Source organism: Duganella sp. BJB476 (genome assembly GCF_003416895.1).
Taxonomy (GTDB): Bacteria; Pseudomonadota; Gammaproteobacteria; order Burkholderiales; family Burkholderiaceae_D; genus Rugamonas.
This window is the reverse complement of record NZ_QVIO01000001.1, coordinates 719,806-737,776: the sequence shown is the minus strand read 5'-3', so window position 1 is coordinate 737,776 and position 17,971 is coordinate 719,806. Positions and strand designations below refer to the sequence as shown.

The 17,971-nt window shown below is 64.6% G+C and carries 11 protein-coding genes and 1 pseudogene; 4 read left to right on the top strand and 8 right to left on the bottom strand.

Features of this window, described 5'->3' with window-relative positions; genetic code table 11:
* Positions 1–7: 7 nt before the first annotated feature.
* Positions 8–1,417: a PLP-dependent aminotransferase family protein gene (locus D0T21_RS03230; protein WP_199538390.1), complete on the bottom strand. Its 1,410-nt coding sequence runs from the start codon at positions 1,415–1,417 to the stop codon at positions 8–10.
* 165 nt (positions 1,418–1,582) lie between these two features.
* On the opposite strand from D0T21_RS03230, the gene D0T21_RS03225 reads away from it, so the two are divergent.
* The 4 genes from D0T21_RS03225 (at position 1,583) to D0T21_RS03210 (ending at position 8,103) form a co-directional block, all read left to right on the top strand.
* Positions 1,583–3,103, top strand: coding sequence for a carboxylesterase/lipase family protein (locus tag D0T21_RS03225; protein ID WP_116988383.1), 1,521 nt, complete (start codon positions 1,583–1,585; stop codon positions 3,101–3,103).
* A 113-nt stretch (positions 3,104–3,216) separates the two neighbouring features.
* Positions 3,217–5,586 (top strand): M1 family metallopeptidase, encoded by a 2,370-nt coding sequence (locus tag D0T21_RS03220; RefSeq protein ID WP_116994267.1) that lies wholly within the window; start codon positions 3,217–3,219, stop codon positions 5,584–5,586.
* Positions 5,583–6,077: a DUF6702 family protein gene (locus tag D0T21_RS03215; protein ID WP_116988381.1), complete on the top strand. Its 495-nt coding sequence runs from the start codon at positions 5,583–5,585 to the stop codon at positions 6,075–6,077. The genes D0T21_RS03220 and D0T21_RS03215 overlap by 4 nt, the downstream gene beginning before the upstream one ends.
* Positions 6,019–8,103, top strand: coding sequence for a TonB-dependent receptor (locus D0T21_RS03210; protein WP_116988380.1), 2,085 nt, complete (start codon positions 6,019–6,021; stop codon positions 8,101–8,103). The genes D0T21_RS03215 and D0T21_RS03210 overlap by 59 nt, the downstream gene beginning before the upstream one ends.
* Before the next feature lie 10 nt (positions 8,104–8,113).
* Here D0T21_RS03210 and D0T21_RS03205 read toward each other — a convergent pair whose 3' ends face one another.
* From D0T21_RS03205 to D0T21_RS03175, 7 genes and pseudogenes are all read right to left on the bottom strand, one after another.
* Complete coding sequence (locus D0T21_RS03205; protein ID WP_116988379.1) at positions 8,114–11,245, bottom strand: efflux RND transporter permease subunit; 3,132 nt, start codon at positions 11,243–11,245, stop codon at positions 8,114–8,116.
* Between the two features lie 14 nt (positions 11,246–11,259).
* Positions 11,260–12,495: pseudogene (locus D0T21_RS03200) on the bottom strand (efflux RND transporter periplasmic adaptor subunit); the annotation flags it as partial.
* Positions 12,492–13,829 (bottom strand): TolC family protein, encoded by a 1,338-nt coding sequence (locus D0T21_RS03195; protein ID WP_116988377.1) that lies wholly within the window; start codon positions 13,827–13,829, stop codon positions 12,492–12,494. The pseudogene D0T21_RS03200 and the gene D0T21_RS03195, both read right to left, overlap by 4 nt.
* A 78-nt stretch (positions 13,830–13,907) precedes the next feature.
* Positions 13,908–14,303, bottom strand: a complete 396-nt coding sequence (locus D0T21_RS03190; protein WP_147328020.1) for a hypothetical protein — start codon at positions 14,301–14,303, stop codon at positions 13,908–13,910.
* A gap of 39 nt (positions 14,304–14,342) precedes the next feature.
* Entirely contained in the window at positions 14,343–16,055 is a 1,713-nt protein-coding gene (locus tag D0T21_RS03185) for a methyl-accepting chemotaxis protein (protein WP_116988375.1), read from the bottom strand.
* A gap of 153 nt (positions 16,056–16,208) precedes the next feature.
* The gene (locus D0T21_RS03180; protein ID WP_116988374.1) at positions 16,209–16,997 is read right to left on the bottom strand and encodes a phosphate/phosphite/phosphonate ABC transporter substrate-binding protein; all 789 of its coding nucleotides are present in this window, start codon (positions 16,995–16,997) and stop codon (positions 16,209–16,211) included.
* On the bottom strand, positions 16,994–17,971 hold the full coding sequence (locus D0T21_RS03175) for a fatty acid desaturase (RefSeq protein ID WP_116988373.1): 978 nt from the start codon (positions 17,969–17,971) through the stop codon (positions 16,994–16,996). Before D0T21_RS03175 ends, D0T21_RS03180 begins: the two co-directional genes overlap by 4 nt.

The window sequence follows — 17,971 nt, the reverse complement described above, 5'->3', positions numbered from 1 at the left end:
TTCCGCTTCAGACCAGGGCTTGATGCCGCGACGACGGCTTGCGCGCCAGCAGCTGCGACAGTTTGCGCAAGGCGGCCGCCAGGCGATGGCTGTCGCGGATCGAGCCCAGTGAAATGCGGATCACGTTCGGCGGGCGCGGGCCCGCGTAGAACGCTTCCGATGAAGTGACGGCCAGGCCTTCGGCCTGCGCCGCCTGCGCCAGTTCGTGCGCGGTCCAGTAAGCGGGCAGCGGCAGCCAGACATGGATGCCATCCGCGCCCGCCTGCGCCTCTACCCTGCCGGCCAACAGCTGGTGCGCCATCACCTGGCGCTTGCGCGCCTCCTCCTTCACTCCCGCCAGCAGCCGCTGCGCCGAGCCGTCATGTATCCATTGCGTGGTCAGCGCCGTCGTCAACGGCGTGGACATCAGCACGAAGGAACGCAGCGCCGCCATGAAGGCCTCGCGCCGCTGCGGATCGGACAGCAGCACGAAGGCCGTGCGCAAGCCCGGCGCCAGGCACTTGGACAGCGTCGAAATATAGTTGACCTGGCGCGGCGCGTAATGCGCCAGCGGTGGCGGTGGCGCATCGGCCAGCAACCAGTAGGGATCGTCCTCGATGATCTGCACGCCGCAGCGCGCCGCCACCCGCGCGATCTCGCGCCGGCGCGCGGCCGGCATGGTGTGCATGGTCGGGTTTTGCAGCGTAGGGTTCAGGTAGAGCAGCGCCACGCGCTGCTTGCCGCAGGCTTTTTCCAGCGCGTCCGGCAGCATGCCCGCCGCATCCACCTCGACCGCCACCACGCGCCGCCCGAGCTGCGCGGCCGCCGTGCGCAGGCCGGGATACACGGCCGGTTCGGCCAGGATGGTGTCACCCGGACGGCTCAAGGTCAGGATCAGCGCCGCCAGCGCGGACTGCGCGCCGGGACACACCACCACCTGCCCCTCGTCCACCCGGCCCAGCATGGGCGCAAGCCATGCGGCGCCGGCCGCGCGGTCGGCCTGGCTGCCGCCGCCCAGGTGGTAGTTCATCAGCAGGCCGCTGTCGGTGCGCAGCAGCACCTGCGCCAGTCCCTGCTTGAGCAGGTCGTCGAAGTCGACGCCGGCCGGCGGCGGCGGAATGTTCATGCTCAGGTCCAGCAACTGCGCCAGCTCCACCTTGGGCGCGGCCGCGTAGGTGCCGCGCGCGCCCCGCCCCTCCAGCAGATTGCGGCGCCTGGCCTCGTCGTAGGCGCGCGTGACCGTGGTCAGGTCGACGTTGAGCAACTGCGCCAGGCGGCGTTGCGGCGGCAGGCGGTCGCCGGGCTTCAGGCGGCCGTCGGCCAGCGCCCGCTCGACGAAATCGGCGATCTGCAGGTAGCGCGGCCCGGCGTGCTGGGCGAACTGGCCTATCCAGGCGATCGCCTGGCTTTCATCTTGTATGGATTTTGACTGCGACATCTTGTTTAAATGTATGGATTTTTCTTCCCACCAGTATGCATCAAACATTCATCCATAGACCATCATGCGCAAACAGATTGGTATGGCAAATCGCAAATAAGTTATCGCAGCTGGAAGTGCTTCCAGCTATAGTAGGCGTCGACATTTAACTTCCACGATGACGACATGAATAAATTCGGTTTGCTGCTGGCTGCTTTCAGTGCGATCTCCGTTCCCTCCTTCGCGGCCGCGCCGCGCGCCACCACCGCCACCGGCGTGGTCGAGGGTACCTTGGAGGCTTCCGGCGTCAAATCGTATAAAGGGATACCGTTCGCGGCGCCGCCGGTCGGCGACCTGCGCTGGAAGGCGCCGCAACCGGCGCAGAAGTGGCGCGGCGTGCGCAAGGCCGACCACTTCGGCCCGCGCGCCATGCAGCTGCCGCTGTTCGGCGACATGGTGTTCCGCTCCGACGGCGTCAGCGAAGACTGCTTGTACCTGAACGTCTGGACGCCCGCCAAGTCGGCCAAGGACAAGCTACCGGTGCTGGTCTACTTCTACGGCGGCGGCTTCGCGGCGGGCGACGGTTCCGAGCCGCGCTACGACGGCGCCAGCATGGCCGCCAAAGGCATCGTCACGCTGACCGTCAACTACCGGCTCAATATCTTCGGCTTCCTGGCCCACCCCGAACTGACGGCCGAATCGCCGCATAAGGCCTCCGGCAACTACGGCCTGATGGACCAGGCGGCGGCGCTGCAATGGGTGGCGAAGAATATCGCGGCCTTCGGCGGCGATCCCGCGCGGGTCACCATCGCCGGCGAATCGGCCGGATCGTGGTCGGTCAGCGCGCAGATGATGTCGCCGTTGGCCAAGGGCTTGATCGCAGGCGCCATCGGCGAGAGCGGTTCGCTGCTTGGCCTGAACGCCCCGCTGCCGCTGGCGCTCGCAGAAAAGAACGGCGCCGACTTCGCCGAAAAAATCGGCGCCCCAAAACTGGCCGCGCTGCGCGCCATGCCCGCCCAGCAGCTGCTGGACACACTGAAGCGGCCGGACGCGCCATGGCTCGCCGCCATCCAGGACGGCTATGTACTGCCACGCAGTCCGGTCGACCTCTACGCCGCCGGCCAGCAGGCCAAGGTGCCGCTGTTGGCAGGATGGAACTCGCAGGAAGGCTACTACAAGCAGGTGCTGGGCGACGCCGAACCGACGCCGGAAAACTTCAGCAAGATGCTGCAGACGATGTACCGCGAGCGCGCCCCGGCCGCGCAGCAAGCCTACAGCGGCGACGTAATGCAGGCCGCGACCGATCTCGCCGGCGACCTGTTCATCTCCCACGGCACCTGGAAATGGATCGACACGCACGCGCGCACCAGTGGCCAGCCGGTCTATCGCTACTACTATTCGCACCCGCGTCCGGGCCAGACGGGCGCCGGCCATTCGGTCGAAATCGAATACGCGCTTGGTAACCTGGCGTCAAATAAAGTGTATGCATGGACCGCTGGCGACTACGCGCTGGCGACGCAGATGCAGGCCTACTTCGCCAACTTCATCAAGACCGGAAATCCCAACGGCGCGGGCCTGCCGGAATGGCCGCGAGCCAGCAGCGGCAAGGGCTCCCGTCTGATGCGGCTGGACCTGCCGTCGGCCGCGATGAGCGCCACCGACGACGCCCACCACGCTTTCCAGGACCAGCACCGTGAAATCAAATAAGCAAAAATGAAAACTGCCACTTAGTTTGTATTTTATTGTATCGCATGGTAATTCTTTGAAAAGTTGCTATACACTAGCCTCCTTTATTCGGGAAATCATCAGGAATACAAACTATGCGCAAGAGTATCGGCTTCATCGCCCTTTGCTTGACGGCATCCGCATTTGCAGCGGAGCCATTCGACGACAAGTTCCGCCAACTCGACGAAATTCTCCCCACCGCCAACTCCTACCGCACCGCCTCCGGCGCGCCCGGCGCCGCCTACTGGCAGCAGCGCGCGGACTACACGATCCGCGCCTCTCTCGATGAAGCCAGGCGCGCCATCACCGGCAGCGAGCAAATCAACTACCACAACAACTCGCCCGATACGCTGAGCTACCTGTGGGTGCAGCTCGACCAGAACATCTACAAAAAAGATTCCGACGCCCGCATGATGCTGACGCAGCCTTCGCGCGAAGCATGGGCCAAGTCGCGCACGCCGGAAGACGGCTACAAGTTCGAAGGCATGCGCGGCATCCTGGCCGGCCGCGAATTCGACGGCGGCTACAACATCAAGTCCGTGGCCGCCGGCGGCCAGCCGCTGAAGTACACCATCAACCGCACCATGATGCGCATCGACCTGCCGACGCCATTGAAGCCGGGCCAGAGCTTCGCCTTCAATATCGACTGGTCCTATAACATCAACGAACAGCAGGTGCTGGGCGGCCGTTCCGGCTACGAGCACTTCGAAGACGACAAGAACGACCTGTTCGAGATCGCCCAATGGTATCCGCGCATGGCGGCCTACTACGATGTGATGGGCTGGCAGCACAAGCAGTTCCTGGGCTCCGGCGAATTCACGCTGGAATTCGGCGACTACGACGTGCAGCTGACCGTGCCGGCCGACCACGTGGTGGCCTCCACCGGCGAACTGCAAAACCCCAACGACGTGCTGTCCGCAGCGCAGCGCGACCGCCTGGCCAAGGCGAAGACCGCGACCGCGCCGGTGGTCATCGTCACGCAGGAAGAAGCCGAGAAGGCAGAGAAATCCGTCAGCAAGGCCTCCAAGACCTGGCACTTCAAGGCCGCCAACGTGCGCGACTTCGCCTGGGCCTCCAGCCGCAAATTCATCTGGGACGCGCAGGGCTTCAAGAAGGATTCCACCAACGTGATGGCGATGTCCTACTATCCGAAGGAAGGCAATCCGCTGTGGGGCAAGTACAGCACCCAGGCCATCATCCACACCATCGACCAGTACAACAAGTACAGCTTCGACTATCCATACCCAACCGCGATCTCGGTCAACGGCCCGGTCGGCGGCATGGAGTATCCGATGATCTCCTTCAACGGCCCGCGTCCGGCCAAGGACAAGAAGACCGGCGCCCTCACCTGGTCGCAGCAGACCAAGTATGGCCTGATCGGCGTGATCATCCACGAGGTAGGCCACAACTACTACCCGATGATCATCAACTCGGACGAACGCCAGTGGACCTGGATGGATGAAGGCCTGAACACCTTCGTGCAATACCTGGCCGAGCAGGCATGGGAAGACAACTACCCGTCGCGCCGCGGCGAGCCGCGCAACATCGTCGACTACATGCGCAGCCAGAACCAGGTGCCGATCATGACCAACTCGGAGTCGCTGCTCCAGTTCGGGAACAACGCCTATGCCAAGCCGGCCACCGGCTTGAACATCCTGCGCGAGACCATCCTGGGCCGCGACCTGTTCGACTACGCCTTCAAGGAATACGCGCGCCGCTGGAAGTTCAAGCGCCCTACCCCGGCCGACTTCTTCCGCACCATGGAAGACGCTTCCGGCACCGACCTTGACTGGTTCTGGCGCGGCTGGTTCTACACCACCGACGCGGTGGACATCAGCATCGACGGCATCAGCGAATACGGCGTGAGCACCAAGGATCCGGAAAAGGAAAAGGCCTGGAAAAAAGCGCAGAAGGAAGCGGAGCCGGTGTCGATCTCCGAGCAGCGCAACAAGCCGCTGCCCAAGCGCCTGAGCGACCATCCTGAGCTGAAGGACTTCTACAACGAGCATGACGAGTTCACCGTCACCAACAAGGACCGCAACACCTACAACGAAGCGATCGAGAAGCTGGAGCCGTGGGAGAGGAAGCTGCTGGACCAGGGCAAGCACCTGTACCTGGTGGACTTCTCTAATCTCGGCGGCCTGGTGATGCCGCTGATCCTGGAGGTGGAACTCAAGAGCGGCAAGAAGTACATCGAGCGCATTCCGGCCGAGGTATGGCGCTACTCGCCGAAGAAGATCACCAAGTTGATCGTCACCGACGAGCCGATGGTGGGCCTGACCCAAGATCCGTTCTGGGAAACCGCCGACATCGACACCAGCAACAACAGCTGGCCGCGCAAGGTGACGCAGTCGCGCATGGAGCTGTTCAAGACCGAGCGTGACCGCAACAACCTGATGCGCGACTTCAATACGCCGCTCAAGGGCAAGGGCGACAAATCGTCCAAGGACTCGTCGGCCGAATGATGCTGCGCGCTTTACGCCTGACCGTAGCTGCCGTGCTGGCGTTTGCCGGCACGGCGGCGAACGCCCATAATTTTCACATGGGCATAGCCGACATCAGCTACAACGACCGCACCGGCAACACCGAGATCGTGCACACCTACACGGCGCACGACGTGGCGCTGCTGCTGACGAATCTCTACGGCCGCAATTTCGACCTTGGCCAGGCGGACAGCGAAGCACCGCTGCGCCGCTACGTCGAGCGGCAGTTCTACCTGGAAGACCCGGACCGCCAGCGCCTGCCGCTGCACTGGGTGGGCGTAAAGGCGGACGCCGACAGCGTCGTCATCTTCCAGGAGATCGAAGGCAAAAAACTGGCGCGGGCCACTCGCATCCACAACGCCTTGCTGATAGACTTCCTGCCATCGCAAAAAAACACAGTCAACCTGCAAGCCGATGGCCCTGTCCAGACTCTCATCTTCGATCAAGGCAGCATCGATCAAACCACCCGTTAAATATCTGCTGTTGCTGGCATTCGGCTCGGCGCAGGCCGACGACCAGATTCTGCAACGGGTGCTGGTCGAAGGCTCGCGCAGCAACCAGCTGGGCGTGGTCGATGCCGCCAGCGCCGGCAGCATCTCGCAGCAGGAACTGGCCGCGCGCACCGTCTACCGCCCCGGCGAAATCCTTGAAGCGGCGCCCGGCCTGATCGTCAGCCAGCACAGCGGCGAAGGCAAGGCCAACCAGTTCTACCTGCGCGGCTTCAATCTCGATCATGGCACCGACCTGCGCACCACCGTCGACGACATGCCCGTCAACCAGCGCAGCCACGCGCATGGCCAAGGCTGGACCGATTTGAATTTCCTGATACCGGAACTGGCGGTGCGGCTCGATTACAAAAAGGGTCCCTACTCCGCCGGCGAAGGCGATTTCGCCTCGGCCGGCACAGCATCGGTGGTGTATGCCAACCGTTTGCTGCAAGGCGTGGCCAGCGTGTCGGCCGGCCAGAACGGCTACGCCCGCGCGCTGCTGGCCGATTCGCTGGAAGCCGGCCAAGGCAGCCTGCTGTACGCGATTGAAGCGCTGCACAACGACGGCCCCTACACGCATCCCGACGACTACCAGAAACTAAACGCGGTGCTGCGCTACAGCGAAGGCTATGCCAACAACGGCTACAACGTCAGCCTGATGGCCTACCGCGCCGACTGGAACTCGACCGACCAGATACCGCTGCGCGCCGTGCATGACGGCCAGATGGGCCGCTACGACGCCATCGATCCCACCGACGGCGGCAAGTCGCATCGATACAGCCTGTCCGGCGGCTGGCGCCGCACCAGCGAGGACAGCGCCTCCCGGGTCAACGCCTACATCATCGCCAACCAGCTGGACCTGTATTCCAACTTCACCTACTTCATGGACGATCCGGTGCACGGCGACCAGTTCGCGCAGCCGGACAAGCGCGTCACCAGCGGCCTCAATGCGAGCCACAGCTGGCACCAGCACCTGGCCGGCGGCGACAGCGCCACCACCATCGGCATCCAGCTGCAAAACGATAATATCTTCAACGGCCTGCTGACCACGCAGGCGCGCCAGCCGCTGGCTGTGGTGCGGCAGGATCACATCGTCGAATCCAGCGCCGGCCTGTACGTCGAGAACAGCATGCGCTGGAACAGCGCCTTCCGCACTGTGACGGGCGCGCGCTTCGACAGCTACCGCTTCGACGTCCGCAGCGACCTGGCGGCCAACTCCGGCAAGGCCGGCGACCATCTGGTGAGTCCGAGCCTGAGCCTGATCTACGGCCCGTGGCAGACGGCGGAACTGTACGCCAACATCGGCAACGGCTTCCACAGCAACGACGCGCGCGGCGCCACCATCCGCATCGATCCCAAGACCGGCGAGGCGGTCGACAAGGTGTCGCCGCTGGTGCGTTCGCGCGGCATGGAACTGGGCGCGCGCAGCAGCTGGCTGCCCGGCCTGCAGTCGTCGCTGTCGGTGTACCGGCTGGATTTCGATTCGGAGTTGAGCTTCGTGGGCGACGCCGGCACCACCGAGGCGGGACGGCCGAGCCGCCGCTACGGCGTGGAGCTGTCGAACTACTACAAGCCGCTGAAATGGCTGTCGGTCGACCTGGACCTGGCCTACGCGCGCGCCCGTTCGCGCGATGAAAAGCTGGAAGGCGCGCCGGAAGACGACTACATCCCCGGCGCCATCGAAGGCACCGGCCAGCTGGCGCTGACCGTGGACGACGGCGGCCCGTATTCGGGCGCGCTGAAGCTACGCTATTTCGGACCGCGTCCACTCATCGAAGACAACAGCGTGCGCTCCAAGGCCAGCCTGACGTTGAACGCCCGCTTCGGATGGAAGCTCCGCAAGGGCCTGACGCTGGAACTGGAAGCCTTCAACCTGACCAACCGCCGCGACTCCGCGATCGACTACTACTACCCGTCGCAACTGAAGGGCGAAGCGGCGGCGGTCAACGACATCCACTTCCACCCCATCGAATCGCGCTCGCTGCGGGCGACGCTGGTCAAGAACTTCTAGCCAGCGTGCCTTATGCAGCGCGGATAGCCCTGCGCCGTATCAGCAGATACACGGCCGGCACCACGAACATCGACAGGAGCGGCGCGGTGATCATGCCGCCCACCATCGGCGCGGCGATACGCTGCATCACCTCGGAGCCTGTGCCGGTTCCGATCATGACCGGAACCAGGCCGGCGATGATCACGGCGACCGTCATCGCCTTCGGCCTGACACGTAGAACGGCGCCCTCGCGTACGGCGTCAAGCAGGTCGGCCTCGCCTGGAGTGCCTTGCGCCAGCCGGGCTTCCCACGCGTGCTTCAGATACAGCAGCATGATCACACCAAACTCGGCCGACACGCCCGCCAGCGCAATGAAGCCGACGCCGCTCGCGACCGACAGATTGTGCCCCAGTGCCCACAGCAGCCAGATACCTCCCGCCAGAGCGAACGGCAACGTCGCCATGATCAGCGCCGCCTCGTCGATGCGCTTGAAGGTCAGATATAGCAGCACGAAGATAATGAGCAAAGTCATGGGCACGACGACCTTGAGCTTTGCGGTCGCGCGCTCCAGGTATTCGAATTGCCCCGACCAGGACACCGAGTAGCCGGCCGGAAGTATCACCTCCCTGGCGACAAGCTGCTGCATCTCATGCACGGCAGAGCTAAGATCCCGGCCCCGGATGTCGACGTACACCCAACCCGACAGGCGTGCGTTCTCGCTCTTGAGCATCGGCGGGCCATCATTGATACGGATCGTAGCCACGTCACCGAGCCGTATCTGCGCGCCGCGCCCGGTCAGCACCGGCAGCTGGCGTAACTTCTCGACCGAGTCGCGCACCTCGCGCGGATAACGCACATTGATCGGAAAGCGCTGCAGGCCCTCAACCGTCTCGCCGACGTTGTCGCCACCGATGGCGCTCGACACGATGCTTTGCACGTCGGCGATGTTCAGGCCATAGCGCGCCGCCGCGTCGCGGTCGATATGGATATCGACGTAGCGCCCGCCGTTGAGCCGCTCGGCGAGCGCCGACGACACGCCGGGCACGCGCTTGACGACCCGCGCTATCTCCCCGGTGATGCGGTCGATCTCCTGCAGGCTCGCGCCGGCCACCTTGACGCCGACCGGGCTCTTGATGCCCGTGGCCAGCATGTCGATGCGATTGCGGATCGGCGGTACCCAGATGTTGGACAGCCCCGGTACTTTGACGATGCGGTCAAGTTCTTCGACCAGCTTGTCGGTGGTCATGCCTGGCCGCCACTGCTCACGCGGCTTGAACTGGATGGTCGTCTCGAACATCTCCAGCGGCGCCGGATCGGTGGCTGACTCGGCCCGGCCGGCCTTGCCGAACACGGTTTGCACTTCCGGCACGGTCTTGATCAGGCGGTCGGTCTGCTGTAGCAGCTGTGCGACCTTGCCGACGCCGATGCCGGGCAGCGCCGACGGCATGTACAACAGGTCGCCCTCGTCCAACGGCGGCATGAACTCACCGCCCAGACGCGACATCGGCCAGATCGTCATCAGCGCGATCACGCCCGCCGCAACCAGGGTGGCCTTCGGGCGGCGCAACACGATTTCCAGCAAAGGCCGGTAGAGTGCGATCAACCATCGGTTCAGCGGGTTTTGCTGTTCATCCGGGATGCGTCCACGGATCAGGTAGCCCATCAACACCGGGATCAGCGTCACCGCCAGGCCGGCCGCCGCCGCCATCGCATAGGTTTTCGTGAAAGCCAGCGGTGCGAACAATCGTCCCTCCTGCGCCTCCAGCGTGAACACCGGAATGAAGGACAGCACGATGATCAGCAGCGAGAAGAACAGCGCCGGGCCGACTTCGGCCGCCGCATCGCCGATCACCGCCCACTGAGCGTCGCCGGCCAGCTTCTGGCCTGGGTGGGCGTGATTCCACGCCTCGATATGCTTGTGGGCGTTCTCGATCATCACGACCGCCGCGTCAACCATGGCGCCGATGGCGATCGCGATGCCGCCCAGGGACATGATGTTGGCGTTCACGCCCTGGTAGGACATGACGATGTAAGCGATCAATATCCCCAGTGGCAGCGAGACGATCGCCACCAGCGCCGAGCGAATATGGAACAGGAAGATCGCGCAGACCACCGCGACGACGATGAATTCCTCGATCAGCTTGTGCTCCAGATTGTTGACCGCGCGTTTGATCAGGTTGGAACGGTCGTACACCGGAACGATTTCTACGCCAGCGGGCAGGCTCGATTTTAGTTTCGCGAATTTGGCCTTGACGGCTTCGATGGTTTCCAGCGCGTTCTTCCCGGAGCGCATGACAATCACGCCACCGGCGACTTCGCCTTGGCCGTCGAGGTCGGCGATCCCGCGCCGCATCTCCGGTCCCAGCTCCACGCGGGCCACGTCCCCCAGGCGCACCGATACCCCGGCATCCGTCGTCATCAGCGGAATCTTCCGGAAGTCGTCGAGCGACTGCAAATAGCCGGAGGCGCGCACCATGTACTCGGCCTCGCCCAACTCCATCACAGAGCCGCCGCTTTCCTGATTGGCGCGCTGCACGGCCTCGATCACCTTGCCATGCGGGATGGCGTAGGAGCGCAGCTTATCGGGATCGAGCACGATCTGGTATTGGCGTACCATGCCGCCCACGCTGGCCACTTCGGAAACGTTGGGCACCGCCTTCAGCTCGAACTTCAGGAACCAGTCCTGGAAGGCGCGCAGCTGCGAGAGGTCGAGCTTGCCGCTGCGGTCGACCAGCGCGTATTCGTAGATCCAGCCCACGCCGGTCGCGTCCGGGCCAAGCGCGGTCTTCGCCTGCGCCGGCAGGCGCGCTTGCACCTGGTTCAAGTATTCCAGCACGCGCGACCTGGCCCAGTAAGGATCGGTGCCGTCTTCGAACAGGATATACACGAAGGAGTCGCCGAAGAAGGAGTAGCCGCGCACCGTCTTCGCACCAGGCACCGACAGCATGGTGGTGGTCAGCGGATAGGTCACCTGGTTCTCGACGATCTGCGGCGCCTGGCCCGGATAGGTGGTGCGGATGATCACCTGCACGTCGGACAAGTCCGGGATGGCGTCGAGCGGCGTGCGCGCCAGCGACCATACTCCCCAGCCGGCGATGAACACAGTCGCCAGCAGGACCAGGAAGCGGTTGGTGATCGACCAGCGTATCAGTTTCGCGATCATTGCTTCGCTCCCGCTTCGCCCATGCGGGTCGTCGTTCCCTTCAGACTGGCCTCTGAATCGAGCAGGAACTGGCCCGACAGGACAATCTTCTGCCCGGCGGTCAGGCCCTTGCGGATCTCGGTCTGGCCATTGCCTTCACCACCCAGTTCGACATCGACCGGCTGGAACTTTCCGCCGTCCTGCGCCAGGATGACAACGCTACGCGTGCCGGTCTGGATGACCGCCTCCGACGGCACCAGCAGCACGTCGGTGGCGCGAGTGGAGGCGAAGGTGACCGTGGCGAACATGCCGGGGACCAGTTGTCCGCCAGTGTTCGCCAGTTCAATCCGTGCCTTGAGCGTGCGCGTGGCGGCGCTCACCTCCGGCAACACCGCACCAACCTTGCCTTTGAAGACGCTTCCCGGCAGCGCAGGCGAGCGCGCCTCGACGGCATCGCCGGGCCGCACTTTGGCCGCCACGTTCTCCGGCAGGTCCGCGTTCACCCAGACCGTGGCAAGGCCATTGATGCGGAACAGCTGCGCTCCCGATGTCACGGTCATGCCTTCGCGGGCGCCCAGCTCCGCGACCACGCCACTGACTGGCGCGGAGATGGTGATGCGCGGATGAACTTTGCCGCTTGATTCGACCAGCCGGATCTGCCCATCGGTCATGCCGGCCAAACGCATGCGCTGGCGGGCGCCGTCGACCAGCGATGCGGTATCGCCGCCTTGCATGCGGCGGGCCGCCAGGTATTCTTCCTGCGCCGCAATCCAGTCGGGCACATACAGCTCAGCCAGCGGCTGTCCCTGCTTGACGGGATCGAGCGCGGCGCGGACATACAGGCGCTCGATAAACCCGTTGCTGCGGGCTTGAACCAGCGCCACGTCGCGCTCGTTGTACGCGACGCTGCCGACGGCCACGATCCCGGAGGGCAAGCTGCCGGCAGCGACGATGGCCGTCCGCACGCCCAGATTCTGCTGGACGCGCGGACTGACGGAGACGGCGCCGTCATCGCCGTCGGCGCCAGCGTAGACCGGCACGAGCTGCATGTCCATGAACGGTGACTTGCCGGGTTGGTCGAACTTCTGGCCGGGCACCATCGGATCGTGCCAGTAAAGCGGCGTCTTGCCGGTGCCGCCGGCGTCCGTGGCTGCGTCGGCGTGTTCCGGCTTGGCCAGCATACCTTGGTGCACGCCAAACCGATAAGCGCTGTATCCGCCGGCCGCGATGGCAATGGCGGCGATCGCCGCGAGAATATTCTTGCTCTTCATTTGGATTCCTGGTTGCGGTCGGTGACAGAGTGCTGGGCGGCTCCGCCCTCGGGAAAGAGAAAGTTCAGTTGTGCCCACAGGCGTGATGTCTCCAGCCCAAGCTCCAGCGACTGAAGGCGAACATCCACCTCGCCGCGCCGCGCGGCCAGCACCTCGGCCAAGCTCGCTTTCCCACCGCGATAGGCGACCAGCACCGCCTGGCTGCGCTCGGCAGCCAGCGGCAACGACTCGCGCGTGTAGCGGGCAATTCGCTCCAGGCCGCTCTGCCACGCGATGAGCATGGTGCGGGTCCCGGCGACATGTTCGCGCAGCATCTCATCGCGTTCAGCCTTCGTTTGCTCGACCAGGGCGAGCTTGGCCGCCAGTTCACGGTCCTGCCGGTTCTTCCGGTCCCACTGCAGCGGCACCGAAATGCCGACCGAGACCATGTTCGAGTAGGCGGAGCCACGCTGCTGGAACGCGACTTCGACGCTCCAGTCGGTGTGCCGGTTCGCCCGTGCCAGGTTGGCGTCGGCTTGCGCGATATCCTCTTGTTTGTTCAGGACCGCAATCTCCGGGTGGTGCGCGAGATCGGCGTCGAGTGAGGCGGGGTCCAGGCGAATATGCTCGATATCCGGCGCGCCCGCCACCGGGGTATCGTCACCTGTCCACCGGGCCAGCATGGTATGGGCGGCGCGCTGTCGGCGCCGGATCTCGCTGGTCCGGTCATCGAGCGCGAGCAATGCGGACCGGGCTGCGAGGATATCGGCCGAGCTGCCGCGCCCACCACGGTAGGCTGCTTCGGCGGCTTCGATTTCCTGGCGCGACACGGCCGCCTGTGCCGACACTGCGCCGGCCATTTCTTCGGTATAGAAAACCTCCATCCAGGCGATGGCGGTGTCGCGCTGGATGGCGGCCAGCGCCACCTGCTTTTGCGCCAGCGCCTTATCGCCTTCGATCTGATACCGCGCAGACCGCCAGTGCAGCTTGTCGGCGCGCGTCAGCTCCTGCGACAGCCCGATTCGGCGCATGGTCATGAAGTCGTTGCCCAGGCTAAGGCGATCGGGACCGCTGACAGGCAAATTGTCGATGCCCACCTTCAGAACCGGATCGGGCAGTTGGCCGGCGGCGACCGCCATCTCATTGGCGGCGTTGACGGCCTGGTCTTGAGCGCCCAGTTGGCGCGAGCGGGCGACGGCCCGCTGCTGGGCTTCGCCGAGTGTCAGCGGCTGCGGCTGCGGCGCCGCCAGTGCGCCATAGGCAGCGGCGATGAGTGAGAGCGCGAGCGCGGCCTTCGGGGCGATCCGAAGACGGGCAACTCGCGCAGTGAAAGGCACGGAAAGCGGGGGTGACATGATATCTCCAGAATGCGATGGACAACACCGCGCGCGCCGGATGCGGCGTAGCAGTGACGAACTAGGCGGTCTGGAGGATTAAATGCGGAAACAGCAGTGGCGGATGGCCAAGGGCGGTGCCGTGGCGCGTGTCAGCGGTACGGATTCGAGCGAGGAAGCGAGGGACTGAAAGGAGAGTTCGATGCGGGGAAGCACAACTTCCAGGCTGCAGGGCACGAACGACTGGACAACTGGCGCGCCGGAAGTGTCCGGCGACTGATGTCCCGTGTCGCAGTGCGCGCCGCACAAAGCAGGACTGCTCTTGTCCATGTTCATGTCGGTGCAGCCGGGCATGCTCGCCATGCTGACCGCCTCCACCGTCTGCGGCTTATCCAGCACCGGGCAGGCATAAGCCGAAACAGCCAGCTGCGCAAACAGCAAGCTGAACAGCATAATGATGGCCGCGATCAAGCGCGTCGGTTGTGACAGTTTCATGGTCTGCAAATGTTAGCACAACTCGCTAAACACCGCCGGTCAGAACTCTTCCCACTCGTCCTTGCTGGCAGCCGCGCTGACCTTCAGCTTCTTCGGCGCGGCCGCAGGCTGGGCGGCGGCCTTGGGAGGACGCGGTGCCTTGGGCAGCGTCGCCACTACCGGCGCAGCGGCGCGCACCGGGCGCTTCGGCGGCGCATACGCCGCAGCCGAAGCGTTGATCTTGAACGCGCTGACGACTTGCTCCAGCTTGTCCGCCTGGTCGCGCAGGGTCTGCGCGGCGGCGGCGGTTTCTTCCACCAGCGCCGAATTCTGCTGCGTGGTCTGATCCATCTGCGTCACCGCCTGGTGCACCTGGGCGATGCCGTCGTTCTGCTCCTGCGTAGCCGCGCTGATCTCGCCGACGATGTCGGTCACCTGCTTGATGCTGGCGACGACTTCATGCATCGTCGTGCCGGCCTGCTCCACCAGCCTGGTGCCGGAACCGACCTTCTCCACCGAGTCGTCGATCAGCGCCTTGATCTCCTTGGCCGCAGCGGCCGAGCGCTGCGCCAGGTTGCGCACCTCGGTCGCCACCACCGCGAAGCCACGGCCCTGCTCACCCGCCCGCGCCGCTTCCACCGCCGCGTTCAGCGCCAGGATGTTGGTCTGGAAGGCGATGCCGTCGATGACCGAAATAATGTCGACGATCTTGCGCGACGATTCGTTGATCGATCCCATCGTCACCACCACCTGCTCCACCACCGTGCCGCCCTGCGCCGCCACGTCCGACGCCGAACGCGCCAGCTGGTTGGCCTGGCGGGCGTTGTCGGCGTTCTGGCCGACGGTGGACGTCAGCTGCTCCATGCTCGCCGCGGTCTGCTCCAGCGCCGCCGCCTGCGACGAGGTGCGCTGCGACAGGTCGCCGGTGCCGCTGGCGATTTCCTGCGACGCTGTGCCGACGGCGATGGTCGATGCGCGCACGGCGTCGATCACGCCGGCGATCTGCTCCAGCAGCTTGTTGAACGCCACGGCGGTGTGGCCGATTTCATCCATGCGCTCCACCTTGATCTGGTGCGTCAGGTCCAGCGACTGGCTCACGTCTTCCAGCGTATCGCGGATCGACGCCAGGCTGCCTTTGATGATGACGTACAGCTGCCACGCCAGCGCGCCGGTCACCAGCAGGCCCAGGATCACCACGCTCACCATCAGGCGGAAGGCGAATTTATAGGCGGCGTCGCTCTCCTCGCGCACGTCGCTGATCAGCTTATTGTTGTAGGCGATATGGTCGTCGAAGCCTTTCTTGACGGCGCCGGCGGACAGCGCCAGCGGCGTGCCGGCCAGCAGCGTGGCGCGCACCGCGTCCATGTCGCCGGCGTGGGCGCCGGCCAGGAACGGTATCAGCGCCTGGCGGTAGGCCGCCATGTTGGCCTTGTCCGCTTCCAGCATCTTGCGGTCGGTGTCGTCGAAGATGCGTTCCTTTTCATAGGTCGCGATGACTTCGTCGAACTTGGCGTGGGCCTCGTTGTAGGCTTTGTCCAGGGCAGTCTTGTCGGCCAGGTTGGAGAACACCGACAGGCGGTAGCCGGCCAGGCGGCTATCAGCAAGAAAGCCTTTGGCCATGTTCAGGCCGGCGATGCTGGGGATTAAACGGGTTTGCACCATATCGAGGCGCTGCTGCGCTCGGGACAGTTGGGTAAGGCCGGTAATGCCGACGAAAATCAGCGCGAGTAACGCCAATGACAAAGTCAAGATCAAGCGCTTTGTAATAGTCATGGTGACTGTCCATAGAAGTGGAGGAGTGAGGAAAAAGCCAGCCGTCTGTGCGGCCATAGGCCAGTATAGCGGAACGGTATTACCGCAAAATAACAAAGCGAGAATTTACGCCGCATTGCTACTAAAACGCAACGCATGCAATTCGCTACCCCGTTAAGCCAGGTCTGGATACCCGGCGGCTTGCGCCTCGGCCTCGATTTGCAGGATGCGACCGTAATCGGCGTCGCTGCGCTGCTCGAAGCCCCGGATACGCAGGCTGTCGCAGAGCGCGCGCAATGCCGGCGCGGGTTCCAGCAAGGCGGCACGCAAGCGCGCCGTCAACTCCGCAGGCGCCTTGCGGCTTGCAACCCACGGCAATCCCGGCGACGGCGCCGAATGCTGCAAAATGGTCAAACCCCGCAGACTCGCGGGGTCTTCCTGCATCAAATAGCCGAAGGTCACGCAATCGATGGACGCAACCGCGGCCGCGCCTTCGCGCACCATGCGCAAGCTGGCCGCGTGGCTGCCGGACCACTTCACCGATTCGAAGTAGCGTCCATCCAGCGACCAGCGCGCCACGGCGTGCCGCAGCACGTTCATGCCGCTGTTCGATTGCGCATCGTTGACCGCCGCGACGCGCCCGCGCGCATCGGCCAGGCTGCGGATGCCGCCGCCCTCGCGCGCGACGATGAAGCTGGAATAGTCGCTGCCCTCGCAGCCGGGAAAGTCGAAGCACGGGGTGGCCAGCAGGGTCACATGGTCGCGCAACTGTGTCAAGTAGGGATATCCACAGGTCTGGGTCAGCAGCACGTCCGGTTGGCGCCAGAACGCCGGCAGGTCCGCCGGCCGCGCCAATTCGGCCCGCACGCCCGTTTCGTCGGCCAGCGCCAGCAGCAGCGCCTCGTATCCGTGCTGGATGCGCGGCGAGACGTTGTACATCGGCAGGGCGAATTTCCAGTTCATGTGTCGGGCATGTTCGGGTGGACCGGTGCATCGACCGGCGTGAAGCCGAAGCGGCGCATCAGCTCTCCGTAGCCGTGCAGATGGAAGCCGCCGCTGCGCGTATTGTAAGCCGCCCGCCGCGCGCGGTACACGCGCGGCAGCAGATACCACGGCAAGGATGGCAGGTCATGGTGCACCAGATGCAGGTTATTGTTCAGGAATAGCACCCGGAACACGAAGCCCGCCTCATTGAGCACGATGCGCTGCTTGTGCTCCGCCGCCGGGCGATGCTCGTAGTAGGACCGTATCATCGTCAGCGACTGCGCCGGATACGAGATCGCCAGCACGTAGTACAGCGGCGACATGCCGAACGCCGCATGCACCCACCACAGCAGCCCGCCCAGCATGGCGAAGTGGATCAGCCACATCGGCACGTTGCGCCACTCGCCGCGCAGGGGCTGGCGCAGCGCCTCGCTCCACGCGGCGGCGACGGCGATCGCCGGCCCCACCAGCAGCCGTCCCCAGAAAGTCTTGTTGAACCAGTACAGCAGTTGCACCGGCTTGCTCAGGCCTGCCCACACGGCGGGCGACACGTAATAGCTCTCGGTGTCGAGCGCCGGCATCGTCAGGTGGAAGTCGATGTGGTGGCGCAGATGGCTGTCGCGGTACAGGCGATATGGATACCAGATCGCCAGCGGCGCATAGCCGAACAGGCGGTTGACCCAGGCCCACGGCGTGGGATGGCCGTGGATCAGTTCATGCTGGAGCGACATATACCAGGCGCACCACCAGATCATCAGCAAGGTGGCCGGCACGTCGCCGATCTGGCGCCAGTAGGTCAGCGTCAGGAACCAGCCGCCGTAGATCACGACGATCAGCAGCCAGGTAGGCCACTCCCCCAGCCACAGCAGGCGCCCGCGCTCGGCCACCACTTCGGCGCGCTGAAAAGCGTCCACGTACTCGGAGCGCTGCTGTTTCAGGCTGGGGGAATCCAT